This is a genomic window from Zestomonas carbonaria, assembly GCF_904061905.1.
Lineage (GTDB): Bacteria > Pseudomonadota > Gammaproteobacteria > Pseudomonadales > Pseudomonadaceae > Aquipseudomonas > Aquipseudomonas carbonaria.
Genome location: NZ_CAJFCI010000025.1, coordinates 19,969 through 44,329, shown reverse-complemented (window position 1 = coordinate 44,329; position 24,361 = coordinate 19,969). Strand labels below are relative to the sequence as shown.

The following is a 24,361-nucleotide window of genomic DNA, read 5'->3' as shown; positions in this document are numbered from 1 at the left end:
TCGAATTTCTTTTGCATGTCGGATTGGTCGTATCAAAAAAGTACCGAAATCTTTACTCGTAGCTGGCTGCATTTGACAGTAGGTCGAACAGCGCATCGTTGAGAAAGAAATTCTCCTTGCCGACCCGATGCTTGCTTAGGAGCTTCAGGGCGACCAGCTCGTCGAGGTATTTCGTTGCCGTTGGACGGCTGACACCCAGCTCGTTCTGTACGAACTCCACCTTGGTGTAAGGGTGCCAGAACAGGTTGTTGAGCAGTTCCTGGCTGTAGAGCTTGGGTCGTTCTGTGCGCAACCAGTCCTTGTAGTCCTGCATCAGTTCCTTGATGCCGTATACCAGTCGGATCGTCTGCAGTGCCGTCTGCTCGACCGCCTCAAGCATGAACAAGAGCCAGGGTTCCCACTTTCCTTGCTCCCGAACGGCCTGGAGTTGCACGTAGTAATCGGCCTTGTGCTGGTTGATGTAGCGCGACAGGTACAGTACGGGGCTACCCAGCAGATTTTTCTGCACCAGATACAGCACGTTGACGATGCGACCAGTACGACCGTTACCATCGTAGAAGGGATGGATGCTCTCAAACTGGTGGTGGATCACCGCCATGCGTACCAAGGGGTCCCAGTCGCAGAGCGTGTCGTCGTTGATGAAACGCTCCAGGTTGTCCATCAGTGCAATGATTTGGTCAGGATGCTGAGGCGGAATGTATACGACCTCACCGGTTTGCTGGTTCTTGAGCTGCGTTCCGGGAAGACGCCGAAACCCCGCGTCGTTTTCCTCAATGGTGGCCTGGATGCGCAGAATGTCTGCATTGGTCAGCAGGCCTGTGCGCTTGACCTGATCGAAGCCGTCTTTCAGAGCTCCGGCATAGTTGTGTACCTCCTTGGCTGCGACACTGACGAAGTGCCGGGCGACACTGTCGCTGCGGTAGAGGTCGTCATGGGTGGTAATGATGTTTTCGATGGCGGAGCTGTCTTTGGCTTCCTGTAGCGCCAGAGTGTTGATCAGGATGTGCTGGTTCGGCACGCTGTCCACCACGCCTTTCAGCTCGGCCAGCGCCTGGTGAGCACGGGCTAGTTTTTTCAGCACTGCGCGGGTTTCCACGTCCTCGGAAAGGGGTAGTTGCGGCGGCGAATAGTCCATTTCCAGTCCTGTTTGCTACTCGAGGGCTGCCTGCACGGCAGTGAAGAATGAGCTCTAAAGAGCAAATCACTATTTCTGAGCTGCCTGCACGGCAGTCAAAGGTGACTCGGTACCTGCCAAAGGAAGGCAGAAAAAAAAGCGATTAGCAAGGTTTCTTAATTAATCCTAGTGCTTTGTACTTTTCAGTTTTTGAGAGCTATAAAAGTTACGTCTATGCTCAAAAGCTTATGCCTTGCCATCACTCTGGCATCACGATCTTTTCGCCCTACAGGAGGTTTTATGGCGATTGCGCTATCAGAGGACGCAGCATCACTGCGCGACCTGATCCACACCTTCATCCACTCCCGCCTGCAAACCAAGCTGGACAAGCTCAAGCCCGACGAGCACGACAAGCGCCAGCAACTGATCGACGACCATCGGCCACACAACTGGCTGGCCGATGCGGCGCGGCGGGTCGGGCAGATCCAGCTCGCCACCCATACCCTCAAACCCATCCATCCCGATGCCCGCGGTAGCAACCTGCATGCGCCTCCCCAGCCGCAGGAGCTGCCTGGTCTGGTCTCCAGCCATTGCCTGGGTGAACGTTGGGACGACGATGTGGTGGGCAATGCCGCCGCTCTGGACGTGTTCAAGCTTCTCAAGCTGGAGCATGCGGGTCAGACGCTGCTGCAACGTTTGCTGGAGCACGACCCGGCGGCTCTCGCGGCGCTGGACGACGATACCGAGGTGGCCGCTCAATGGCGCGCTGCTTTCGCAACAATCACCACGAGTCGGGGCGCGCCAGCATCCCATACCCTGGCCAAGCAGGTGTATTTCCCCCTGCCCGATGGCGGCTATCACCTGCTGGCGCCGCTGTTCCCCACCAGCCTGGCGCATAGGGTGCAGGCTCGAATGCGCGATGATCGTTATGGCGAGCTGGCCAGGATTGCACGCGAGGCCCGGCGCAAGGGTGAACCATTCTCCCAGGGCTATTGCGAATACCCGAACCTGGCCATCCAGAAATTCGGTGGTACCAAGCCGCAGAACATCAGCCAGCTCAACAGTGAGCGCTATGGCGAGAACTGGCTGCTGGCCGCCCTGCCGCCGCAGTGGCAAAACCTCGAGCTACGCTCGCCGCTGCGCAGCGACTCCGTTTTCGACTTCCTGTTCCGCCAGAACCGCGATCTGCGTAACAGGGTGGCGGAGCTGAAGCATTTCCTGGTGACCACCGACCACAACAACTGGGCCATCCGCCGCAAGCGCGCACGCCTGCTGGGCGATATCGCCGATGAGTTTCACCAGTACGCCGCGCGTTTGCTCGACGCCAACCGCAGCCGTGAACTGGCCGCCGGCTGGAGCGCGCATGCCGACTGCCGGCTGGACGACAGCGAAAGGCATTGGCTCGATCCGCTACGAACGTTGCACGACGACTCTTTCAAGAGCACGCACTTGTGGCGCGACTGGCCGGAGCAGGCCAGCCGGCGCTTCGGCAACTGGCTCAATCGTGTCCTCGATCACGACAAGCTGCGCCTGAGCGAAGTCGAGGCCGACCATTGGCACGGCGTGCTGCGCGACGAACTGAAGATGTTCAAGGAGGTGCTCGAAGATGCACGCGCCTGAAGCCCTGCTCCTGCTGCCGCGCCTGCGCGTGCAGAATGCCAACGCCATCTCCGGCCCGCTGAGCTGGGGCTTCCCGGCGGTGACGGCCTTCACCGGTTTCGTCCACGCACTGCAACGCAAGCTGGGCGAGGAGATGGATATCAATCTGGATGGTGTGGCCATCGTCTGCCATCGCTTCGAGGCTCAGACTTCGCAGCCGGCCGGCAAGCGTACGCGGGTGTTCAACCTGACCCGCAACCCGGTGGGCAAGGACGGCGCCACCGCCGCCATCGTCGAAGAGGGCCGCATCCATCTGGATATCAGTCTGTTGGTCGGTGTCCACGGTAGCGCGCTGTACAGTGGAGAAGACCTGCAGACCATCGCCGAGCATGCCTGGGACCTGGCCTGCGGTATGCGCCTGGCGGGTGGCAGTGTCTTGCCGCCGACCTGGGCACTGAATGGGTGCAACAGACCACGCCTGGAGCTCTGGCCAGGTACGGCGGATGCTGAACATCACCTGAGCCGCAAGCTGGCTGCGTGCCTGTTGCCGGGCTTCGCCCTGATCCCGAGGCAGGATCTGCTGGCCAGCCACACCGCCGCGTTGCGCGAATGCGATGCCGGCCTTGACGAGCTGGACGCGCTGCTCGACCTGTCGCGACTGAATGTCGACCCGCCCGGCGAAGACATCGGCTGGCACATTCGCCACAGGGCTGGCTGGCTGGTGCCGATTCCGGTCGGCTATCGATCGCTATCGGCCCATGCGCCCGGCAGCGTACGCAACGCCCGAGACCGCACGACGCCGTTCCACTTCGTCGAAAGCCTCTACAGCCTTGGCGAATGGCGCAGCCCGCATCGCTTCTCCGATATCCGAGAGCTGCTCTGGTACCACCAGGCCGAGCCCGATGCTGGCCTGTATCGCTGCACCACGCCTTTTCTCGCCACAGACTCCATTGCATAAGGACATACGAACATGGCCAAGAACACCGAACTGACCACCGCCTCCGTACTCGCTTTCGAGCGCAAGCTCGACCCTTCCGACGCGTTGCTGTTTTCCGGCAAGTGGGCCGATCTCGACAAGCCCGCGTCCTGGCAGCCGATCGCCGTAGAAACCAAATCGGTACGCGGCACCATCTCCAACCGACTGAAGACCAAGGATCGCGACCCGGCCAAGCTGGATGCCTCTATCCAGGCGCCCAACCTGCAGACCGTCGACGTGGCCAACCTGCCCAGCGACGCCGACACTCTCAAGGTGCGCTTCACCCTGCGCGTGCTCGGCGGCGCCGGAACGCCTTCGGCCTGCAACGACGCCGCCTATCAGGGCAAGCTGCTGGCCACCGTCGGCCAATATGTGGAGTCCCAGGGCTTCGCCGAGCTGGGCAAGCGCTATGCCTCCAACCTGGCCAATGGCCGTTTCCTCTGGCGCAACCGGGTCGGCGCGGAGCGTATCGAGGTACGCATCAACCACCTGCGTAACGGCGAAGCGGTACAGAGCTGGATGTTCGACAGTCTGGCCTTGTCGTTGCGCGAGTTTTCCAGCGACAAGGGCATCGATGCGCTCGGTGCCCTGATCGCCGAAGGGTTGGCCGGCAAAGGCCATGTATTGCTGGAAGTGGTTGCCTTCGTGCGTATTGGCGACGGCCAGGAAGTCTTCCCCTCCCAGGAGCTGATCCTCGACAAAGGTGACAAGAAGGGCCAGAAGAGCAAGACGCTCTACCACGTGCGCGGTGTCGCGGCCATCCACTCGCAGAAGCTCGGCAACGCCCTGCGCACCATCGACACCTGGTACCCCGACGAGGACGGCCTCGGCCCCATCGCCGTGGAGCCCTACGGCTCGGTCACCTCCCAGGGCAAGGCCTACCGTCAGCCCAAGGACAAGATGGATTTCTACACGCTGCTGGACAACTGGGTGCTCAAGGATGAAACGCCGCCCGTCGAGCAGCAGCACTACGTGATCGCCAACCTGATCCGAGGTGGCGTGTTCGGTGCCGCCGAGGAGAAATAGCCATGGACCACTACCTCGACTTGTGGCTGCGGCCCGACCCTGAATTCCCCGCCACACAACTGATGGGCGCACTGTTCGCCAAGCTGCACCGGGGTTTGGGGCAACTGGGACGTCACGACATAGGCATCAGCTTCCCGGACGTGGAAAACGCCAGCCATGGCCTGGGTGGGCGTCTGCGCCTGCATGGCAGTGCCGAAGCCCTGGACCGTCTGCTGGCGCTGAACTGGCTGAGTGGCATGCGCGACCATGTGCAGCTCGGCGATCTGGCGCCGATACCCGACCAGGTGGCCTGGCGATGCGTCAGTCGGGTGCAGGTGGACAGCAACCCGGACCGCGCTCGTCGACGGCTGATAAAGCGCCATGGCATCAGTGAGGAAGAGGCCCGCAGACGCATCCCCGACAGCGCTGCCAAACGCTGCGATCTTCCGTTCGTCACCCTGCGCAGCAACGGTAATGGCCACAACTTCCGACTGTTCATCCGCCATGGCCCATTGCTTGACGCTCCCAGTCCTGGCCAGTTTGGTAACTACGGTCTGAGCGCCACCACCACGATTCCCTGGTTCTGACCCTCTTTTCAGAACCCATCCGGGGCCCTTGTAAAATCAATGACTTGCAAGAGCCCCCAGAAAAAGGGTGAAAACCGGGGAAATCCTCATTTCTTTTTGAAAGTCAGTGAGTTGGTTCGTAGAGTGTCTACTGCACTGCCGTATAGGCAGCTAAGAAATCCACCACCGCCCCCGCCGGCCTCGGCGGCATCTGCACTGCCGTATAGGCAGCTAAGAAAGTTTCCTGCTGGCCCTCCAGGGCGATCAGGGTCTGCACTGCCGTATAGGCAGCTAAGAAAATCGACGTGGCCGACGCGGACATCATCCGTGCCTGCACTGCCGTATAGGCAGCTAAGAAAGTGACGCTGTAGCCGGTGCAGAACGGGGCCTGCTGCACTGCCGTATAGGCAGCTAAGAAATTCTCCCGGTACTCCATGACGTCCTTGGTCGTCTGCACTGCCGTATAGGCAGCTAAGAAAATGAGGGGTTGCCAGGGGCGGGTAAAAGCTATCTGCACTGCCGTATAGGCAGCTAAGAAAAGCGAGGCTCCCACGGCCAAGCAAGGTCAACCCTGCACTGCCGTATAGGCAGCTAAGAAAGTCAAGGACCTGGAACAGCTTGCCCCACTGTACTGCACTGCCGTATAGGCAGCTAAGAAATGCCGACCGACCGCACCTGGTTCGTCTTCGAGCTGCACTGCCGTATAGGCAGCTAAGAAAAGCAGCTCGCGCGGTACGGTGATAGTGGTCATCTGCACTGCCGTATAGGCAGCTAAGAAAATTACTGCCCAGCTCGGCCAGGCAGCCGAGGACTGCACTGCCGTATAGGCAGCTAAGAAATTTAGGCCTGTCCGTCTTCCACAAGCCTGTACCTGCACTGCCGTATAGGCAGCTAAGAAATGTCGGGCAGCCAGGCGCTGGGCAACCATCCCCTGCACTGCCGTATAGGCAGCTAAGAAAACCGCGCGATATCATCCGCGAACTCTGCTGCGCTGCACTGCCGTATAGGCAGCTAAGAAAAGAGGCGGTCAGGTAGTGCAGAGAATCCGTACCTGCACTGCCGTATAGGCAGCTAAGAAAAGATCCACAGGTCGGTGGAAAGAGGCTGGAATCTGCACTGCCGTATAGGCAGCTAAGAAACTCGACAAATTCAGCGAGTCCGGCGGCCTGCTCTGCACTGCCGTATAGGCAGCTAAGAAATTTCCATGTGAATCGGATGCGGAGCGACCTTCCTGCACTGCCGTATAGGCAGCTAAGAAAAAGAAAATGGAGGCGCAACTCCGCCTCGCCACCTGCACTGCCGTATAGGCAGCTAAGAAATGAGGAAAATCAATGCCTTACACCCTCTACGGCTGCACTGCCGTATAGGCAGCTAAGAAAACGTTCACCGATGCCAACGGGGCTCAGGAGGTCTGCACTGCCGTATAGGCAGCTAAGAAATTGGTGAAAGGGTCCACGACCTTTTTCGCCACCTGCACTGCCGTATAGGCAGCTAAGAAATCGTCGGGGTCAGGCTGACGAATGGTGATACCCTGCACTGCCGTATAGGCAGCTAAGAAAAGGGCGTGCGCTGCAAGCGTGTCGGCCCGGGTCTGCACTGCCGTATAGGCAGCTAAGAAATGCTCCACGGAAACATCATCGACCTCGCTCTCCTGCACTGCCGTATAGGCAGCTAAGAAAGGAAGGCCTTCAGGGTATTGCTGCATTACGGCCTGCACTGCCGTATAGGCAGCTAAGAAACGTCACAGCCATCCGGACGTCATAATCGTTACCTGCACTGCCGTATAGGCAGCTAAGAAAGAGATCCTGCGCGAGCAGCACACGCCGGGCGACTTCACTGCCGTACAGGCAGCTCAGAATTTACCTGCCGCCCAGGTAGAACCAACCGCACTACTCCGCCAGGTCATACCCCTCGGCCAGGTGCAGTTCCTTGAGCTTCACGTAGTTCTCCGCGCTGTAGGCGAAGAAGGCGCGTTCCTTGTCGGTCAGCGGCCGCGCCTGCTTCACCGGGCTGCCGACGTAGAGGAAGCCGCTTTCCAGGCGCTTGCCGGGCGGGACCAGGCTGCCGGCGCCGATCACCACTTCGTCCTCGACCACCGCGCCGTCCATGACGATGCTGCCCATGCCGACCAGGATGCGGCTGCCCAGGGTGCAGCCGTGCAGGGTCACCTTGTGGCCGATGGTGACTTCGTCGCCGATGGTCAGCGGGTAGCCGTCCGGGTTGAAGGGGCCGGCGTGGGTGATGTGCAGCACGCTGCCGTCCTGCACGCTGGTGCGTTTTCCGATCCTGATCCGGTGCATATCGCCGCGGATCACCGCCAGGGGCCACACCGAGCTGTCTTCGCCCAGTTCGACGTCGCCGATCACCACGGCGCTGGTGTCGACGAACACCCGCTCACCGAGTTGCGGGGCCATGCCCCGGTACTTGCGAATCGCCACGATAGTCTCCTTCAAGCTGCGGTGAGCGCCGATTGTAATTAAGATGACGGTCATGCGGGCCGCGCGAGCGGCCGACCTTCGTTCCGAATCCAGGTGAATGCCGTGACCGCCAGCAATCCTCTCCTGCAGAACTTCGACCTGCCGCCCTATTCCCTGATCAAGCCCGAGCATGTCGAGCCGGCCATCGACACCATTCTCGCCGAAAGCCGCGTGGCCATCGCCAGGCTGCTCGCCGAGCAGCCGGCCACGCCGAGCTGGGACGCGCTGGTGCAGCCGCTCGACGAGCTGGGCGCGCGTCTTGGCCGCGCCTGGGGCCCGGTCAGCCACCTCAACGCCGTGTGCAACAACCCCGAGCTGCGCGCCGCCTACGAGGCCTGCCTGTCCAAGCTGTCCGAATACTGGACCGAGCTGGGGCAGAACCGCGCGCTGTTCGACGCCTACGAGGCGCTGGCGGAGAGTCCTTCGGCGGAAGGTTTCGAGGTGGCGCAGAAGACCATCCTCGAACACGCCCTGCGCGACTTCCGACTGTCCGGCATCGATCTGCCGGAAGCTGAGCAGAAGCGCTACGGCGAGATCCAGATGAAGCTCTCCGAGCTGACCAGCAGGTTCTCCAACCAGTTGCTCGACGCCACCCAGGCGTGGACCAAGCACGTCGTCGACGAAGCGCAACTGGCCGGCCTGACCGACTCGGCCAAGGCGCAGATGAAGCAGGCCGCCGGAGCCAAGGGGCTGGACGGCTGGCTGATCAGCCTGGAATTCCCCAGCTACTACGCGGTGATGACCTACGCCGACGACCGCGCCCTGCGCGAGGAGGTCTACACCGCCTACAGCACCCGCGCCTCCGACCAGGGCCCGAACGCCGGCCAGCACGACAACGGCCCGCTGATGGAGCAGATCCTCGACCTGCGCCAGGAGCTGGCACGGCTGCTCGGCTTCGGCAATTACGCCGAGCTGTCCCTGGCCACCAAGATGGCCGAGTCCACCGACCAGGTGCTCGGTTTCCTGCATGACCTGGCCCGCCGCAGCAAGCCGTTCGCCCAGCGCGACCTGGACGAGCTCAGGGCCTTCGCCGCCGAGCAGGGCCTCAACGACTTGCAGAGCTGGGACGTTGGCTACTACAGCGAGAAGCTGCGCCAGCAGCGCTACAGCATCTCCCAGGAGCAGGTGCGCGCCTGGTTCCCGGTCGACAAGGTGCTCTCCGGCCTGTTCTCCATCGTCGAGCGCCTGTACGGCATCCAGATCGTCGAGCTCGAGGATTTCGACACCTGGCACCCGGACGTGCGCCTGTTCGAGATTCAGGAGAACGGCCAGCGCGTCGGGCGCTTCTTCTTCGACCTCTACGCCCGCGCCAACAAGCGCGGCGGCGCCTGGATGGACGGCGCCCGCGACAAGCGCCGCTCGGCTCAGGGCGAGGTGATCAGCCCGGTGGCCAACCTGGTCTGCAACTTCACCCCGGCGGTGAACGGCAAGCCGGCGCTGCTGACCCATGACGAAGTCACCACCCTGTTCCACGAGTTCGGCCACGGCCTGCACCACCTGCTGACCCGCGTCGAGCATGCCGGTGCGTCGGGCATCAACGGCGTGGCCTGGGACGCGGTCGAGCTGCCTAGCCAGTTCATGGAGAACTGGTGCTGGGAGCCGGAAGGCCTGGCGCTGATCTCCGGCCACTATGAGACGGGCGAACCGCTGCCCCAGGACCTGCTGGACAAGATGCTCGCCGCGAAGAACTTCCAGTCCGGGCTGATGATGGTGCGCCAACTGGAGTTCTCGCTGTTCGACTTCGAGCTGCATACCACCCACGGCGACAGCCGCGGTGTCTACGACGTGCTCGGCGCGGTGCGCGACGAGGTGGCGGTGCTGGTGCCGCCGGCCTGGAACCGTTTCGCCAACAGCTTCGCGCACATCTTCGCCGGCGGTTACGCGGCCGGTTACTACAGCTACAAGTGGGCCGAGGTGCTGTCCGCCGATGCCTTCTCGCGCTTCGAGGAGGAGGGTGTGCTCAACCCGGCCACCGGCCGCGCCTTCCGCGAGGCGATCCTGGCCCGTGGCGGTTCGCAGGAGCCGATGCTGCTGTTCGTCGACTTCCGTGGCCGCGAGCCGAGCATCGACGCCCTGCTGCGCCATTCCGGGCTCAGCGAGGAGGCGGCATGAGTGAGCCGAAGAAGCGTTTCATCGCCGGTGCCGTGTGCCCTGCGTGCAGCGAGCAGGACAAGATCCAGATGTGGGACGAGGACGGCGTGCCGCACCGCCAGTGCGTGGCCTGCGGCTACGCCGACACCCTCGACGCGCGCGGCAACTCGGTGCCCAAGGAGTTGCCGACGCGGGTCAACGTCAGCGCGCTGAAGAAGCCGGCCGATCCCAAGGTGCAGGCCGTGCAGTTCTTCCCCAATCCGAAGCTGAAGAAGCCGGAGTGAGTCCGTAGGGGCGATGGTCTTGTGGCATGGCCTCGAATGGTTCTGGTGGGCTGAAGCCCACCCTACGGCGTCCACGCTCCCGCGTGCGCGGGAGTGACGAAGTGGCTAGGGAGGTTTCGTAGCCCGATCGTCATCCCCGCGAACGCGGGGACCCAGTAAACGGCACATTTCCGATTCCGGCAGGGCGCACTAGGCTGTTCGTAGGGTGCGCCGCGCGCACCGGATAAGGAGAGCCCGCCGTGAGCCGCCGCCACCTGCCGCACGCCAGCCCTGCCGGAGAGGGCGGTCGTGCTTGATCGCTACCATTTCGTCGAAGCCCTGCGTGCCGCGCGCCTGCCCCAATCGCCGATCAGCCCCATCCTGCGCGAACGGGCCGGTCCCAGGGGCCGGCTGCTGTTCTTCAGCCTGCTCGGCGGCGCCCTGCTGTTCACCTTCGCCAGCCTGTTCCTCGACCTGCGCGCCAGTGGCGCCGAACTGCGCCTCGGGCTGCCGCTGGTGGTGCTCGGCGTGGCGCTGCTGATCGCCCTGGGCTTCGAGTTCATCAACGGCTTCCACGACACCGCCAACGCGGTGGCCACGGTGATCTACACCAACGCCCTGCGGCCCAGCGTGGCGGTGATCTGGTCGGGCTTCTGCAACTTCCTCGGCGTGCTGTTCTCCAGCGGCGCGGTGGCCTTCGCCATCGTCGCCCTGCTGCCGCCGGACCTGATGCTCAAGGTCAGCACCAGCGCCGGGCTGGCGATGATCTTCGCCCTGCTGATCGCCGCCATCATCTGGAACCTCGGCACCTGGTGGCTGGGGTTGCCGGTGTCCTCGTCGCACACCCTGATCGGCTCGATCGTCGGCGTCGGGCTCGCCCATGGCCTGATGGTCGGCTACCTGGATTTCGCCCACGGCGACTGGGGGCCGTTGCTCACCGTCTGCTACGCGCTGCTGCTCTCGCCGCTGGTCGGCTTCGTCGGCGCCGCGTTGCTGTTGCTGGCGCTCAGGCTGGCCCTGCGCAACCGCAACCAGGCGCTGTTCCGCGCGCCGGAGGGGCGCACGCCGCCGCCCTGGTGGATTCGCGGGCTGCTGATCGTCACCTGTTCCGGGGTCTCCTTCGCCCACGGCTCCAACGACGGCCAGAAGGGCATCGGCCTGATCATGCTGATCCTGGTCGGCACCGTGCCGGTGGCGTTCGCCCTCGACCGCGCCCAGTCGGTGGAGCAGACCCGCCAACTGATCGCCCTGGCCGAGAGCAGCCAGCAAGCGCTGCGCCGCATCGCGCCCCAGGCGCTGGTGGACGACCCGCGCGAGGTGCTGGCCGCCTACCAGCTCCGCCAGACCGACGAGCCGCAGTTGCTGCCGGCGCTGGCCGCGTTGTTCGGTGAGATCGGCCACGAACTGCGCACCCACAACAGCCTCGCCGAAGTGCCGAACGAACGCGCCCTGGTGCTGCGCAACGACCTGTACCTGGGCGCGGCGACCATTCGCCTGCTCGACGACAGCCAGCCGGCGCTGCCCCTGGAGACCTGGAGCGCCTTGCAGGAATTGCGTGTGCGCAGCGACGCCACCACCCAGTTCATCCCGCTGTGGGTCAAGGGCGCGGTGGCGCTGGCCCTCGGCCTGGGCACCCTGGTGGGCTGGCGGCGGATCGTCGCCACGGTCGGCGAGGGGATCGGCAGGGCGCCGATGACCTACGCCCAGGGCGCTTCCGCGCAACTGATGGCGATGCTCACCATCGGCGCGGCGGACGGCTTCGGCCTGCCGGTATCGACCACCCAGGTGCTCTCCTCCGGCGTGGCCGGGACCATGATGGCCAACGGCAGCGGCCTGCAACTGGCGACCATCCGCAACATGCTGCTGGCCTGGGTGCTGACCCTGCCGGCGGCCATCGGCCTGGCGGCCGGGTTGTACTGGTCGTTCACCATGCTCTTGTAGGGTGCGCCGCGCGCACCGTCTGCCGAGGGCGTGCAGGGCGTTCCGCCAGAAGGAAAAGTGTTGCTCCTGGATCGGTGCACGCGGCGCACTCTACGGTTGTGCTTTGCGAAGAGCCGATTGTGTAGGACGGGCTTCAGCCCGCCAAGCGTTGTGGTCAGGGCCGGAAGAACTCGCTCGGCGTGCAGCCGAACTGCTGGCGGAAGGCGGCGATGAAGGCGGAGGTGGAGTCGTAGCCGCAGGCCAGGGCGACGTCGGTGACCCGTTCGCCGCGTTCCAGCGGGGTCAGCGCGCCGAGCAGGCGCAGGCGTTGGCGCCAGGCGCGGAAGCTGAGGCCGGTGTCGCGCAGGAACAGGCGGCTGAGGGTCTTTTCCGAGACGCCCAGGCGGTCGCTCCACTGGGCCAGGGTTTCCTGCCGTTCCGGGCGTTCCTGCAAGCGGCGGCAGAGGTCCTGGAGGCGTTCGTCGACGGGCAGCGGCAGCATCAGGTCGACCTCCGGCGCGGCGCGCAACTGGTCGAGCAGGACCTGCACCAGGCGGCCGTCCGACCCATCCTCGGCATATTCCACCGGTAACACGCTGAATGCGCTGATCAGCTCGCGCAGCAGCGGGCTGACCTGTAGCACCCGGCAGCCGAGCGGCGCCCAGTCGACCGCCGAGCAGTCGATGTACAGGCTGCGCATTTCGGTGCGCGGCGCGCTCGATACCCGGTGCGGCAACCCCGCCGGCACCCATACCGCGCGCTGCGGCGGGGCGATGAAGCGGCCGGCGTCGGTATGCACTTCGAGCACGCCGGCGATGGCGTAGGAGAGCTGCACCCAGGGGTGGCTGTGGCGATAGGTGAGGGCGCGGTTGGGCAGCGACTCGACGCGCCCGTAGACCGGCCTCGGCAGGCTGGCCAGCCCGGGGATGCTGCGGCGGAAGGGTCGGCTCTGTCCTTTTCGCGACATTGGCGGGCTCTTTGGCGTTAGTCGGTAATTCCAGGTCAAGGTAGTGTCTGCCCCATTCGCTCTGCAAGCCCGAGATACCGCCATGAGCCGCCCCCGTTTCCTGCCCGACAACTTCACCCTGACCCTGCTCGCGGTGATCCTCGTCGCCACCCTGCTGCCCTGCGAGGGCCAGGTCGCGGTGGCCTTCGACTGGATCACCAACCTGGCCATCGCCCTGTTGTTCTTCCTCCACGGCGCCAAGCTGTCGCGCCACGCGGTGATCGCCGGCGCCACCCACTGGCGCCTGCACCTGCTGGTGTTCGCCTGCACCTTCGTGCTCTTCCCGGCCCTTGGCCTGGCCCTCAAGCCCGTGCTGGCGCCGTTGGTGACCCCCGAGCTGTACCTCGGCGTGCTCTACTTGTGCGCCCTGCCGGCCACCGTGCAGTCGGCCATCGCCTTCACCTCGCTGGCGCGCGGCAACATCCCGGCGGCGATCTGCAGCGCGGCGGCGTCCAGCATGCTGGGCATCTTCCTCACTCCGTTGCTGGTCGCCCTGCTGCTCGGCGTGCAGGGCGAAAGCGGCTCGACCCTGGATGCGATCGGCAAGATCACCCTGCAACTGCTGGTGCCTTTCATCGCCGGGCAGATCGCGCGGCGCTGGCTGGCCTACTGGGTCGACCGCAACAAGCACTGGCTGAAGTTCGTCGACCAGGGTTCGATCCTGCTGGTGGTCTACACCGCCTTCAGCGCGGCGGTGGTCCAGGGCCTCTGGCATCAGGTGCCGCTGCCGGCGCTGCTCGGCCTGGTGGCGGTCTGCTGCATCCTGCTCGCCCTGGTGCTGGTGCTCACCCGCTTCCTCGGCAAGCGCCTGGGCTTCGACACGGCGGACCAGATCACCATCGTCTTCTGCGGCTCGAAGAAGAGCCTGGCCACCGGCGTGCCCATGGCCCAGGTGCTGTTCGCCAGCAGCGCCATCGGCATGCTGATCCTGCCGCTGATGATCTTCCACCAGATCCAGTTGATGGTCTGCGCGGTGCTCGCCGAGCGCTACGCCAAGCGCTCGGAGGAGCCGGCCGGCGCGGTGGCGGATTAGGCTTACGGCACGTACCTGTAGGAGCGTGCGTCTGGATGCCGGGCAGGAGCCGTCGTCATCGCGACATCTTATCGGCCTTCATTCAGGCGGGGCGCGGTTGCTTGTGGGGCGGCGGGAGCTGGCTGACACTCGGGGCCTTTCCAATCTGCCCCCAGGAGTTCGCCCATGTCTGATGCCATCCGCTTCGAAGACAAAGTCGTCATCGTCACCGGCGCCGGGGGCGGCCTCGGTCGCGCCCACGCGCTGCTGTTCGCCAAGCATGGCGCCAAGGTGGTGGTCAACGACCTGGGCGGCAGCACCCACGGCGAAGGCGCCAACGCCTCGGCGGCCGACAAGGTGGTGGCGGAGATCCGCGAGGCCGGCGGCACCGCGGTGGCCAACCACGACTCGGTGACCGACGGCGACAAGATCGTGCAGACCGCCCTGGACACCTTCGGCCGCATCGACGTGGTGGTGAACAACGCCGGCATCCTGCGCGACAAGACCTTCCACAAGATGGAAGACGCCGACTGGGACCTGGTCTACAAGGTCCACGTCGAAGGCGCCTACAAGGTGACCCGTGCCGCCTGGCCGCACCTGCGCGAGCAGAACTTCGGCCGGGTGATCTTCACCTCGTCCACCTCCGGCATCTACGGCAACTTCGGCCAGAGCAACTACGGCATGGCCAAGCTCGGCCTCTACGGCCTGACCCGCACCCTGGCCATCGAGGGCCGCAAGAACAACATCCTGGTCAACGCCATCGCCCCGACCGGCGGCACCCGGATGACCGAAGGGCTGATCCCGCCGCAGGTGTTCGAGCAGCTCAAGCCCGAGCTGGTCAGCCCGCTGGTGGTGTACCTGGGTAGTGCCACCTGCCAGGAAACCTCCGGTCTGTTCGAGGTCGGCGGCGGCTGGATCGGCAAGGTGCGCTGGGAGCGCAGCCTGGGCGCCGGTTTCGATCCCAAGGCTGGTTTCAGCCCGGAAGACGTGGCCGCCCAGTGGCAGCAGATCTGCGATTTCGACGGCGCGGCGCACCCGGCGGACAACGTCGAGGCGCTCAAGGAAATGATGGCGAATCTGCAAAAGTACGCCCTCTGATCCGCCAGGTGGGCTGATTTCCAGCCCCCGGGGACTTAACGTGGAAGGCCGGCAGCGATGCCGGCCTTTTTGCGTTTGGCAGTCCAGCCCAAGGAGATCGAGATGAGCGTCATCGTCGAGAAGAACGGCCCGGTCACCACCCTGGTCATCGACCGTCCGCAAGTGCGCAACGCCGTCGATCGCCCGACCGCCGAAGCCCTGGCCGCCGCGCTGCGGGCTTTCGAGGCGGACGAGGAGGCGCGGGTGGCGGTGCTCACCGGGGCGGGCGGCACCTTCTGCGCCGGCGCCGACCTCGGCGCGGTGGCGACCGACGCCACCCGCGCCAATCGCCTGGAAGTCGATGGCGACGGGCCGATGGGACCGAGCCGCATGCAGCTCGCCAAGCCGTTGATCGCCGCCATCGAAGGCCATGCAGTGGCCGGCGGACTGGAGCTGGTGCTGCTCGCCGACCTGCGGGTGATGGCCGAGGACGCGGTGCTCGGCGTGTTCTGCCGGCGCTTTGGCGTACCGCTGATCGACGGCGGCACCGTGCGCCTGCCGCGCATCGTCGGCCAGGGCCGGGCGCTCGACCTGATCCTCACCGGTCGCCCGGTGCAGGCCGAGGAAGCGCTGGCCATGGGGCTGGTCAACCGCGTGGTGGCCAAGGGCGCGGCGCGCGAGGCGGCCGAAGCCCTGGCACGGGAAATCGCCGCCTTCCCGCAGCGCTGCATGCTGGCCGACCGGGCCAGCGCCCATGCCCAGTGGGATTTGCCGTTCGACGAGGCCCTGGCCAACGAATTCCGTGGCGGCATGGCGGTGATCGAAAGCGGAGAAACCCAGGCCGGCGCCCGCCGCTTCAAGAGTGGAGAGGGACGTCACGGCAGCTTCGGGGAGTGAATTCAGGGACGAGCATCGATGGGTAGAGAGCCTGGCGGGCGGGGAGGATTGATGCCGTCAGGAGCGGCCGGGCTGCCGATGTAGCGGCCGCAAGGCGGGTAGGTCACCGTGCCGTCTGGATGCCGGACGTAGGGAAGGTAAGCGAGGCGGCCATCCGTCGAGCGCTGGACACAGAACATGCCGACATAGAGTCTGCTCACCCAGTCGTTGAGCCGGTCGCCTCGCCGTAGCCCGAAGCTGTAAGTCTTGCCTTCTTCGAGAGGAGTGATTTCCCCTATTTGTTGATAGCCATCGATTGGTTTGCCAAAAACCACACATTCTCCAGGGCGGAGTATCGTGGATTGGGCGCCGGGTATCTTTTCGATGGCCCATTGATGCGGTAATCCGCCTACTTGTCGAGAATCCTCGATAACGTCTGCGGACTCCAACTTTATGCTTTCGCTTTCATCTGTTGGGAGGCAACCGGCGGGCGCATCTAGCATTTGCTCTATGTCCAGTTGTTTTGCACCTAGAGAGGTGGCCGCCGAATCCCCTATGAATATGCAGGGGACTAGTAGAGAGATAATTACACTCCATGCTCTCATGTAAATATCCTGATCATTTGGGGAGGTGTATTTTGTCTCTTGGGCTGGATAGAAAGGGTGACATGATTTTTCGCAGCAACTCTTTATCCATGTTTGGAGTGAAAGCCCTGCTCGGTCTTTGTAGAACGCAAATCATGTAATAGTCAGACATGATGTGCCCTTGCTGTTCCATGTTGAAATCGCTCAGGCGACTCTCCGGTGCCAGGTTGTAGGCATAGGCAGAGGGACCGCGGCTACTGACGGTAAGGCCGTGCCACTTGACGCTGTAGCCCATCTGGTACTGTCAGACATGCGCCATTTCGTGCATGAATAGGGCTCTGGCTTCGTCGGACTCCGTGAAATCCTCACGATACAGAGCCGTGGGATAGTACATATTCCCATTGGGCGTAACGGCGGTGTTTTCATCCTGCAGGCCCATGAACAACCACCAGCCGCCGTGGCGCACCTTCACCCTGGCGTAGTCCACTCCGCCCCCGAATACCGTGCGCGCCATGGTGATTTCATTGGCGGTGAGGGCGCGGTTCTTCCCCTCTGGCAGCGCCACCCTGGTGACGGAGGTGCCGACGGCGGTGTCGCTGGTCGTGGCGATGGTGTTGCTTGAGGAGTTGACGTAAATCCGGTCGGTAGCGAGATGGTCGGCGTCCGTGGCGCAGCAGGCCAGGGACCGGGCGGCTGGTGGCGGCGTCAGGGTCACCGCCAGGATGGTGTAGGGCACATGGCCGGCGGGCTCGTCGTCCGGGCCCAGGAGCCGCAACTGTTCGTCGTAGGCTGGCGTGGACGGCCTTTCCGGCGGTTGTGGCGGTTTGGTCCGCCTGCAGGTTAGGCAATCCGGATTTCCGCATGACCATGACATGGCGCTCCACCTCCCTCGTCACCTGGCTTCGATGACCTTTTAAGTGGGCGCTCTTGGGTGGCGAAATAAGGCCTTTCCGAAACACCGGCGGCGCTGGGGCCCGGCTTCGAATAACGGGCTGTAAATCCCAATGCCACGGGTTTTCCCGCCTCTGTGTAGAAACTTCCCGCCACCCAGGCCGAAGGTCCGGCGGCTGCCTCCAGACGTGAGAAAAAACGGCGAATTAATCCTTTCGAGCGACACGGGGAAAATCCGCCGTTCGTGCGCTTATCCGCTCCAGCGGCTCTGGGTAGGGTGTTCCAAGGGTCTGTTCGACCAACAAGGAGCGCCAAATGACAAGAACAACAAGGCCCGCCGTCTTCCTGCCGAAAATCCTGGCGATCGCCGTCGCCTCCGGGCTCGGCGCCCAGGCACAGGCGGTGAACTTCACCATCGGCGAGATCGAGGGGCAGTTCGATTCGTCCCTGTCGGTGGGGGCTAGCTGGAGCACTGCCAAGCAGGACAAGGACCTGATCGGCATGGCCAACGGTGGTAACGGCTTCACCCAGACCAACGACGATGGCCGCCTGAACTTCAAGCGCGGCGAGACCTTCTCGAAGATCTTCAAGGGTATCCACGACCTCGAGCTGCGCTACGGCGACTTCGGTCTCTTCACCCGTGGCAAGTACTGGTACGACTTCGAGCTGAAGGACGAGAGCCGCCTGCACAAGGACATCAGCGACCACAATCGCAAGGAAGGCGCCAAGTCGTCCGGCGCCGAACTGCTCGATGCCTTCGTCTACTACAACTACGCCCTCGCCGAGCAGCCGGGCTCCGTGCGCCTCGGCAAGCAGGTGGTGAGCTGGGGCGAGAGCACCTTCATCCAGAACGGCATCAACGCCATCAACCCGATCGACGTGGCCGCCTTCCGCCGTCCCGGCGCGGAGATCAAGGAGGGCCTGATCCCGGTCAACATGTTCTACGTGCAGCAGAGCCTGACCGAGAACCTGTCCGCCGAAGCCTTCTACCAACTGGAGTGGGACCAGACCGTCATCGACAACTGCGGCACCTTCTTCTCCGGCGCCGACGTGGCCGCCGACGGCTGCGTCGACAACTACAATATCCTCGACCCCGCCACCATCAATTCGCTGCTGCCCTTCCAGTCCGCACTGGCCAGCATTGGCGTCAACGTCGAGCCGGAGGGCCTGCTGGTACCGCGCGGCCCCGACCGCGATGCGCGCGATTCCGGCCAGTACGGCCTGACCCTGCGCTGGCTGGGCGACGAGACCGAGTACGGCGCGTACCTGATCAACTACCACAGCCGCACGCCGATCGTGAGCTACAAGAACGCCGGCGTGGCGGACCTGTTCAACGCCCTGACCCTGGCCGGCGGCGCCCTGGCCCAGCCGATCCTGCTCGGGCGCGGCAGCTACTTCCTCGAATACCCCGAGGACATCCGCCTCTATGGCCTGAGCTTCTCCACCACGCTGCCCACCGGCACCGCCTGGAGCGGCGAGATCAGCTACCGGCCGAACATGCCGCTGCAACTCAACACCAGCGACCTGACCCCGCTGCTGGCCACCAGCGTGGCCGAAGGCTTCGCCACCGGCGGCGTCGCCGGGGCGCTGGCCCAGGCTGGGGCCGAGCACCAGGGCTACGTCCGCAAGGAAGTCACCCAGGTGCAGACCACCTTCACCCACTTCTTCGACCAGGTCATGGGCGCCAGCCGCTTCACCGTGGTGGGCGAAGTCGGCCTCACCCGCGTCAGCGGCATGAGCGACGAACTCGGCAAGCGCTACGGCCGCGACGCCGTGTTCGGCCTGCCGGAGAACCCGCTGGCCCAGGAACGCTACGGCTCCCACGGCTTCTTCACCTCGTCGTCCTGGGGCTACCGGGCGCGCGGCATCTGGGATTACCCGGACGTGTTCGCCGGGGTGAACCTCAAGCCGAACGTCGCCTGGTCCCATGACGTGTCCGGCTACGGCCCGGTGTTCAACGAGGGTTCCAAGGCCATCAGCGTCGGCCTGGACGCCGACTACCTGAACACCTACACCGCCAGCCTGTCCTACACCAATTTCTTCGGTGGCGACTACAACACCACGACCGACCGCGACTTCATCGCGCTCAGCTTCGGCGTGAACTTCTAAGGGCGGAGAACACCATGATCATTCGCAATACCCTGCTGCAATGCGGCGTCCTGGCCCTTGGTCTGTTGAGCGCCAACGTGATGGCGGCGGTTTCCGCCGACCAGGTGGCCAAGCTCGGCACCAGCCTGACCCCGCTGGGCGCCGAGAAGGCCGGCAACGCCGACGGCACCATTCCCGAGTGGACCGGCGGCCTGCCGACCAATGCCGCGTCGGTGGATTCGCGCGGCTTCCTCGGCGATCCGTTCCCCGGCGACCAGCCGCTGTTCACCATCACCGCGCAGAACCTCGACCAGTACAAGGACAAGCTGTCCGAAGGCCAGTTGGCGATGTTCAAGCGCTACCCGGACACCTACAAGATGCCGGTGTACACCACTCGCCGCTCCGCCGTGGTGCCCAAGGCGATCCAGGACGCGGCGAAGATCAGCGCGCAGAGGACCGAGCTGATCGAGGGCGGCAACGGCCTGAAGAACTTCAACGACAGCCGCTACTACGCCTTCCCGATCCCGCAGAACGGCCTGGAAGTGGTGTGGAACCACATCACCCGCTATCGCGGCGGCAACCTGCGGCGCACCATCGTCCAGGCCGCACCGCAGGCCAACGGCGCCTACAGCCTGGTCAACTTCGAGGACGAAGTGTCGTTCCCCAACAACATGGCCGACCTGCCGGCGGCCAAGGCGGAGAACGCCCTGCTGTTCTTCAAGCAGCGGGTCACCGCGCCGGCGCGCCTGGCCGGCAACGTGCTGCTGGTCCACGACTCCCTGGACCAGGTCAAGGAACCGCGCATGGCGTGGATCTACAACGCCGGCCAGCGTCGCGTACGGCGTGCCCCGCAGGTCGCCTACGACGGTCCCGGCACCGCCGCCGACGGCCTGCGCACCTCCGACAACTTCGATATGTTCAACGGTGCGCCGGACCGCTACGACTGGAAACTGGTCGGCAAGCGCGAGCTGTACATCCCGTACAACAACTTCCGCGTCGCCATGCCGACGGTGAAATACACCGACATCCTCAAGGTCGGCCACACCAACCAGGACCTGGCGCGCTACGAGCTGCACCGCGTCTGGGAAGTGGAAGCCACGCTGAAGAGTGGCGAGCGCAACATCTACGCCAAGCGCCGCTTCTTCATCGACGAGGATTCCTGGCAGATCGCCGTGTCCGAGCACTACGACGGTCGCGGCCAGCTCTGGCGGGTCGGCCAGGCCATGCTGGTGCAGCAGTTCCAGGTGGAAGTGCCGGTGTATGCCTTCGAAGCGCTGTACGACATCATTTCCGGCCGCTACCTGGCGATCGGCATGAACAATGAGGAAAAGCGCTCCGTCGAGTTCGGCATCAAGACCTCGGCCTCCGACTACACTCCGGCCGCACTGCGCACCGCTGGCGTGCGCTGATCCGGAAGGTCGTGAAGCGCCAGGCCCGGTGGGGGCCTGGCGCCCGCTTTTCCTTATTCCTGCATATTCATACTTAGGGGTGATGCAGCAGGCCCCTTCCTGGTGCGGCTAAGATCGATGGATCGCCTGCACAGGAAGAGCCGTAATGACCAGGCAAGCCAGTGTTCGAGTCCTCGATAGTCGACCGGCATTCTCCCAGCCATTGCCGCGCCTGCCCGCCAACCATGTGCCGCGTCCACGCCTGAGCCGGGTGCTGCGCGACAGTGCTTGCCGGCTGACGCTGATCAGCGCGCCGGCGGGGTTCGGCAAGAGCGTGCTGCTGGCAGAGTGCGCGCGCCAGGTTCCGAGCGGCACCCGGCTGGTCTGGCTCGACCTGCTCGGCCGTCCGCTCACCCCGGCCGAACTGCTCGGCCGGCTGTCGGCCGTCCTGCAGCGACCGCTCGAATCCGGCGACCCGCAGACCCTGCTGGGCAACCTGCTCAGCAGCATCGACCAGCCGCTGTGGATCGTTCTCGACGACTACCCCCGGCAGCCCTGCCCGGAACTGGACGACTGCCTGGACCGCCTGCTCGAACAGACCCCGGCCAGCCTGCGTTGGTGGATCGGCGGCCGCCGCCGGCCGTCCTGGAACCTGCCGCGCCTGCTGCTGCAAGGCGACCTGCTGGAAGTGGACGCCCAGGCCCTGGCCTTCAACGAAGACGAGCTGCGGGGCCTGCTGGGCGATCAGCACCCGGACGTGCACGGCGAACTGGTGGCCCGCCTGCTGCACGACTGCGAAGGCTGGCCGGCCGGCATCTGCCTGCTGCTGTTCAAGACCGACGCGACCGGCCTGCGCGAGCGCCTGGCGGCCGGCTCGACGCTGCTCGAGGACTATATCGAGCGCGAGGTGCTGCGCGATCTTCCCCCTGCGCTGGTCCAGCACCTGCGGGTGCTGGCGCATATCCCGCGCTTCTCCGCCGAACTCTGCGGGCAACTGCTGGACGAAGACGGCAACGCACTGCTCGATGAACTGCTTGGCCGCCAACTGTTCCTGCGTGGCCTGGACAGCGCCGGCCAGTGGTTCCGGCTATGGCGGCCGCTGGCGCTGATCCTCAGGCGCCAGTCCGGCGGCCAGCCGATCCAGGCGCACCTGCGGGCCTGCCGCTGGTTCTTCCTGCACGGCGATCCGCGCGAGGCGGTCGAACACGCGCTGTGGGCGGAGCAGCCGGAGGTGGCGGCCAGCTATCTTCAGCGCTTCGGCCAGGAACAACTGCTGGTCGGGCACAGCGTCACCCAGTTCCTGCAATGGCGCGCCGAGCTGCCGGCCTACCTGTTCGCCAGCACGCCGCGACTGATCTTCCTGCTCGGCTGGGCGCTGGTGACCTGCGGCCGCTTCGACGAAGTGGACGACGTCCTGGCCGACCTGAGCCGCTTCCTGCCTCAGGCCGATGCCCGTCGCCAGCGCCAGTTGCTGGCCCACTGGCAGGCGCTGCAAGGCATGCTGATGCGCCAGCGTGGCCTGCCCGGCGCCCGCCAGCATTGCCGGGAGGCGCTGGCGGGGCTGAGCGAGTCGGCCTGGTCGCAGCGCGTGCTCTGCTACCAGGCGCTGGCCCAGCAGGCCATGGCGCAGACCGAACTGGACGAAGCGCAACGCTGCTGCGAAGAGGGCCTGTTCCAGGCGCGGCACAGCGGCAGCCTGATCTACGAGGGGCTGCTGAACGTCGAGCGCATTCACCTGCACGGCATGCGTGGCGAATTTGCCCTCGGGGTGGAACTGGCCGAGCAGACCATCGGGCAGGTCTCCACCGCGCTGCGCCATGGTCCGGTCATCGGCCGCCTGCACATGCTGCGGGGCGCCATGCTGGCCGCCCAGGGCCGGTACGAGGAGGCCGGCAACGCCTACCGGCGCGGCATGCGCGAGGCGGAGCGCTGCGAGGACGCTTACCGCCTGTTCGGCTACTTCGGGCTGATCGAACTGGTCGCCGACCAGGGCGACTTCACCCAGGCCCTCAACCTGCTCCAGGAGGCGGAGCGGGTCATGCAGTGGCAGCACGTGCCGGAAGAGCGTTACCACGCGGTGCTGCAACTGGCCGGCGGCCTGCTGCACCTGCGCCGGGGAGAGCCGCGGCAGGCCCGCGAACTGTTCCAGGCGCTGCTGGAGCGCTATCGGCAACGCGGCCTGCTGGCGCCGTCCAGCTTCTACTGCCTGATGCTCCGCGCGCGCTTCGGCCTGGCCCTGTGCGACCTGCGCCTGGGTCGCCTGGGCGCCGCCCAGGAGGCCCTGCTGGCGCTGCGCGACGAAAGCCTGGTCGCCGGCCATGCGCCGCTGGTCTGCGAATGCCGCTTCGCCCTGGCCGAAGCGATGCTCACCGCCGGCCGGGCGTATCAGGCCGAACTCGAATTGCGCCGCGCCCTGGGCGAGGCGCAGCGCATGCGGCTGTTGCGCCCGCTGCAAGCCTTCTTCCGGCTGCATCCCGAACTGGTGCTGCGCCTGGCCAGCCCGGCCCAGCGCGAGAGCCTGCAACTGCTGCAACAGGCGCACGAGGAAGAACTGCCCCGCGACGACAACTCGCCGCTCAGCTCGCGCGAACTGGCGGTGCTGGCGCTGATCGCCCAGGGGCTGTCCAACCAGGAGATCGCCGAGCGGCTGTTCATCTCCCTGCACACGGTGAAGACCCACGCCCGGCGCATCCACAGCAAGCTCAAGGTCGAGCGCCGCACCCAGGCGGTGGCCCAGGCCAAGGCGCTGGGGCTGCTCGACTGACGCCCATTCCCGCATCGACGTAGCCCGGATGCAATCCGGGAATGCCGGCGCCTCCGCGTCCCCGGACTGTATCCGGACTACGGACGGCCAGGCGGCGCGATCGACTCCCCTCTCCCATTCATGGGAGAGGGGCCGGGGGAGAGGGGCGTGATTTCGGGCTGCGTCCTCGTCAGCCCTCTCCCCACGCGGGTGCCAGAAAGTGAAATCGCGCGCATGGCGCGCTCCTACGGTTGGAGCCCCGAGATTCGTGGCCTGGACGAAGTCCGGGACGCGGGTTGCCGGTTTTCCCGGATTGCATCCGGGCTACGGACTGTGAAGGGCTTACCCCGTAGGAGCGGCCCATGGCCGCGATTCGCGCGCATGGCGCGCTCCTACGTCGACGTAGCCCGGATGAAATCCGTGACAATAGGCTTCTCCGGATTGCATCCGGGCTGCGAACGGCCAGGCGGCACGATCGACTCCCCTCTCCCATTCATGGGAGAGGGGCTGGGGGAGAGGGATGTGATTTCGGGCAGCGTCCTCGTCAGCCCTCTCCCCACGCGGGTGCCAGAAAGTGAAATCGCGGGCATGGCGCGCTCCTACGGTTGGAGCCCCGAGATTCGTGGCCTGGACGAAGTCCGGGACGCGGGTTGCCGGTTTTCCCGGATTGCATCCGGGCTACGGA

At 64.9% G+C, this 24,361-nt stretch carries 18 protein-coding genes and 1 CRISPR repeat array; of the genes, 13 read left to right on the top strand and 5 right to left on the bottom strand.

Annotated elements, in window-relative coordinates; translation table 11 throughout:
• Positions 1-52 precede the first annotated feature (52 nt).
• On the bottom strand, positions 53-1,135 hold the full coding sequence (locus tag PSEWESI4_RS04945) for a Fic family protein (RefSeq protein WP_187670074.1): 1,083 nt from the start codon (positions 1,133-1,135) through the stop codon (positions 53-55).
• Between the two features lie 279 nt (positions 1,136-1,414).
• Here PSEWESI4_RS04945 and csy1 point away from each other — a divergent pair, with 279 nt between their 5' ends.
• From csy1 to cas6f, 4 genes are read left to right on the top strand one after another with little or no spacing between them, the layout of a single operon-like run.
• On the top strand, positions 1,415-2,734 hold the full coding sequence (gene csy1, locus PSEWESI4_RS04940) for a type I-F CRISPR-associated protein Csy1 (RefSeq protein ID WP_187670073.1): 1,320 nt from the start codon (positions 1,415-1,417) through the stop codon (positions 2,732-2,734).
• Complete coding sequence (gene csy2 / locus PSEWESI4_RS04935; protein ID WP_187670072.1) at positions 2,721-3,671, top strand: type I-F CRISPR-associated protein Csy2; 951 nt, start codon at positions 2,721-2,723, stop codon at positions 3,669-3,671. The genes csy1 and csy2 overlap by 14 nt, the downstream gene beginning before the upstream one ends.
• Before the next feature lie 12 nt (positions 3,672-3,683).
• Positions 3,684-4,715, top strand: a complete 1,032-nt coding sequence (csy3, locus tag PSEWESI4_RS04930) for a type I-F CRISPR-associated protein Csy3 (protein ID WP_187670071.1) — start codon at positions 3,684-3,686, stop codon at positions 4,713-4,715.
• 2 nt (positions 4,716-4,717) lie between these two features.
• On the top strand, positions 4,718-5,281 hold the full coding sequence (cas6f, locus tag PSEWESI4_RS04925; protein WP_187670070.1) for a type I-F CRISPR-associated endoribonuclease Cas6/Csy4: 564 nt from the start codon (positions 4,718-4,720) through the stop codon (positions 5,279-5,281).
• A 130-nt stretch (positions 5,282-5,411) separates the two neighbouring features.
• A CRISPR array of direct repeats spans positions 5,412-7,119; the repeat unit is 28 nt; unit sequence CTGCACTGCCGTATAGGCAGCTAAGAAA.
• Between the two features lie 30 nt (positions 7,120-7,149).
• On the opposite strand, the gene PSEWESI4_RS04920 is transcribed toward cas6f, so the two are convergent.
• Positions 7,150-7,698 carry a gamma carbonic anhydrase family protein gene (locus tag PSEWESI4_RS04920; RefSeq protein ID WP_187670069.1) on the bottom strand — a complete coding sequence of 183 codons (549 nt, stop codon included), beginning with the start codon at positions 7,696-7,698 and terminating at the stop codon, positions 7,150-7,152.
• A 102-nt stretch (positions 7,699-7,800) separates the two neighbouring features.
• On the opposite strand from PSEWESI4_RS04920, the gene prlC reads away from it, so the two are divergent.
• The 3 genes from prlC to PSEWESI4_RS04905 all read left to right on the top strand — a co-directional run bounded on the left by prlC (position 7,801) and on the right by PSEWESI4_RS04905 (position 12,032).
• Positions 7,801-9,849: an oligopeptidase A gene (prlC, locus tag PSEWESI4_RS04915; protein ID WP_187670068.1), complete on the top strand. Its 2,049-nt coding sequence runs from the start codon at positions 7,801-7,803 to the stop codon at positions 9,847-9,849.
• Positions 9,846-10,112 carry a YheV family putative zinc ribbon protein gene (locus PSEWESI4_RS04910; protein WP_187670067.1) on the top strand — a complete coding sequence of 89 codons (267 nt, stop codon included), beginning with the start codon at positions 9,846-9,848 and terminating at the stop codon, positions 10,110-10,112. Before prlC ends, PSEWESI4_RS04910 begins: the two co-directional genes overlap by 4 nt.
• 318 nt (positions 10,113-10,430) lie before the next feature.
• Positions 10,431-12,032, top strand: coding sequence for an inorganic phosphate transporter (locus PSEWESI4_RS04905; protein ID WP_408004276.1), 1,602 nt, complete (start codon positions 10,431-10,433; stop codon positions 12,030-12,032).
• 154 nt (positions 12,033-12,186) lie between these two features.
• On the opposite strand, the gene PSEWESI4_RS04900 is transcribed toward PSEWESI4_RS04905, so the two are convergent.
• A complete protein-coding gene (locus tag PSEWESI4_RS04900) occupies positions 12,187-12,978 on the bottom strand; it encodes an AraC family transcriptional regulator (RefSeq protein ID WP_187670065.1) in 792 nt (263 codons plus the stop codon).
• An 82-nt stretch (positions 12,979-13,060) separates the two neighbouring features.
• On the opposite strand from PSEWESI4_RS04900, the gene PSEWESI4_RS04895 reads away from it, so the two are divergent.
• The 3 genes from PSEWESI4_RS04895 (at position 13,061) to PSEWESI4_RS04885 (ending at position 16,003) form a co-directional block, all read left to right on the top strand.
• Positions 13,061-14,050 (top strand): bile acid:sodium symporter family protein, encoded by a 990-nt coding sequence (locus PSEWESI4_RS04895; protein WP_187670064.1) that lies wholly within the window; start codon positions 13,061-13,063, stop codon positions 14,048-14,050.
• A 165-nt stretch (positions 14,051-14,215) separates the two neighbouring features.
• Positions 14,216-15,127, top strand: a complete 912-nt coding sequence (locus tag PSEWESI4_RS04890) for an SDR family oxidoreductase (protein WP_187670063.1) — start codon at positions 14,216-14,218, stop codon at positions 15,125-15,127.
• 102 nt (positions 15,128-15,229) lie between these two features.
• On the top strand, positions 15,230-16,003 hold the full coding sequence (locus tag PSEWESI4_RS04885) for a crotonase/enoyl-CoA hydratase family protein (protein ID WP_187670062.1): 774 nt from the start codon (positions 15,230-15,232) through the stop codon (positions 16,001-16,003).
• Between the two features lie 2 nt (positions 16,004-16,005).
• Here the strand turns inward: PSEWESI4_RS04885 and PSEWESI4_RS04880 are convergent, their stop codons facing one another.
• Positions 16,006-16,317, bottom strand: coding sequence for a hypothetical protein (locus PSEWESI4_RS04880; RefSeq protein ID WP_187670061.1), 312 nt, complete (start codon positions 16,315-16,317; stop codon positions 16,006-16,008).
• A 553-nt stretch (positions 16,318-16,870) separates the two neighbouring features.
• The gene (locus PSEWESI4_RS04875; protein ID WP_187670060.1) at positions 16,871-17,440 is read right to left on the bottom strand and encodes a hypothetical protein; all 570 of its coding nucleotides are present in this window, start codon (positions 17,438-17,440) and stop codon (positions 16,871-16,873) included.
• A gap of 332 nt (positions 17,441-17,772) precedes the next feature.
• Here PSEWESI4_RS04875 and PSEWESI4_RS04870 point away from each other — a divergent pair, with 332 nt between their 5' ends.
• The 3 genes from PSEWESI4_RS04870 (at position 17,773) to PSEWESI4_RS25310 (ending at position 23,697) form a co-directional block, all read left to right on the top strand.
• Complete coding sequence (locus PSEWESI4_RS04870; RefSeq protein WP_187670059.1) at positions 17,773-19,566, top strand: DUF1302 domain-containing protein; 1,794 nt, start codon at positions 17,773-17,775, stop codon at positions 19,564-19,566.
• A gap of 14 nt (positions 19,567-19,580) precedes the next feature.
• A complete protein-coding gene (locus PSEWESI4_RS04865) occupies positions 19,581-20,954 on the top strand; it encodes a DUF1329 domain-containing protein (RefSeq protein WP_187670058.1) in 1,374 nt (457 codons plus the stop codon).
• Between the two features lie 145 nt (positions 20,955-21,099).
• Entirely contained in the window at positions 21,100-23,697 is a 2,598-nt protein-coding gene (locus tag PSEWESI4_RS25310; protein WP_187670057.1) for a LuxR C-terminal-related transcriptional regulator, read from the top strand.
• Positions 23,698-24,361: the final 664 nt, after the last annotated feature.

What these genes read in the sequence shown, in the direction of transcription:
- PSEWESI4_RS04945 (WP_187670074.1), bottom strand. Translation starts at nt 1,135, where the DNA reads ATGGACTATTCGCCGCCGCAACTACCCCTTTCCGAGGACGTGGAAACC.
- csy2 (WP_187670072.1), top strand. Translation starts at nt 2,721, where the DNA reads ATGCACGCGCCTGAAGCCCTGCTCCTGCTGCCGCGCCTGCGCGTGCAG.
- PSEWESI4_RS25310 (WP_187670057.1), top strand. Translation starts at nt 21,100, where the DNA reads ATGACCAGGCAAGCCAGTGTTCGAGTCCTCGATAGTCGACCGGCATTC.
- PSEWESI4_RS04890 (WP_187670063.1), top strand. Translation starts at nt 14,216, where the DNA reads ATGTCTGATGCCATCCGCTTCGAAGACAAAGTCGTCATCGTCACCGGC.
- csy1 (WP_187670073.1), top strand. Translation starts at nt 1,415, where the DNA reads ATGGCGATTGCGCTATCAGAGGACGCAGCATCACTGCGCGACCTGATC.
- csy3 (WP_187670071.1), top strand. Translation starts at nt 3,684, where the DNA reads ATGGCCAAGAACACCGAACTGACCACCGCCTCCGTACTCGCTTTCGAG.
- PSEWESI4_RS04910 (WP_187670067.1), top strand. Translation starts at nt 9,846, where the DNA reads ATGAGTGAGCCGAAGAAGCGTTTCATCGCCGGTGCCGTGTGCCCTGCG.
- PSEWESI4_RS04900 (WP_187670065.1), bottom strand. Translation starts at nt 12,978, where the DNA reads ATGTCGCGAAAAGGACAGAGCCGACCCTTCCGCCGCAGCATCCCCGGG.
- PSEWESI4_RS04875 (WP_187670060.1), bottom strand. Translation starts at nt 17,440, where the DNA reads ATGTCATGGTCATGCGGAAATCCGGATTGCCTAACCTGCAGGCGGACC.
- PSEWESI4_RS04895 (WP_187670064.1), top strand. Translation starts at nt 13,061, where the DNA reads ATGAGCCGCCCCCGTTTCCTGCCCGACAACTTCACCCTGACCCTGCTC.
- PSEWESI4_RS04870 (WP_187670059.1), top strand. Translation starts at nt 17,773, where the DNA reads ATGACAAGAACAACAAGGCCCGCCGTCTTCCTGCCGAAAATCCTGGCG.
- PSEWESI4_RS04885 (WP_187670062.1), top strand. Translation starts at nt 15,230, where the DNA reads ATGAGCGTCATCGTCGAGAAGAACGGCCCGGTCACCACCCTGGTCATC.
- PSEWESI4_RS04865 (WP_187670058.1), top strand. Translation starts at nt 19,581, where the DNA reads ATGATCATTCGCAATACCCTGCTGCAATGCGGCGTCCTGGCCCTTGGT.
- cas6f (WP_187670070.1), top strand. Translation starts at nt 4,718, where the DNA reads ATGGACCACTACCTCGACTTGTGGCTGCGGCCCGACCCTGAATTCCCC.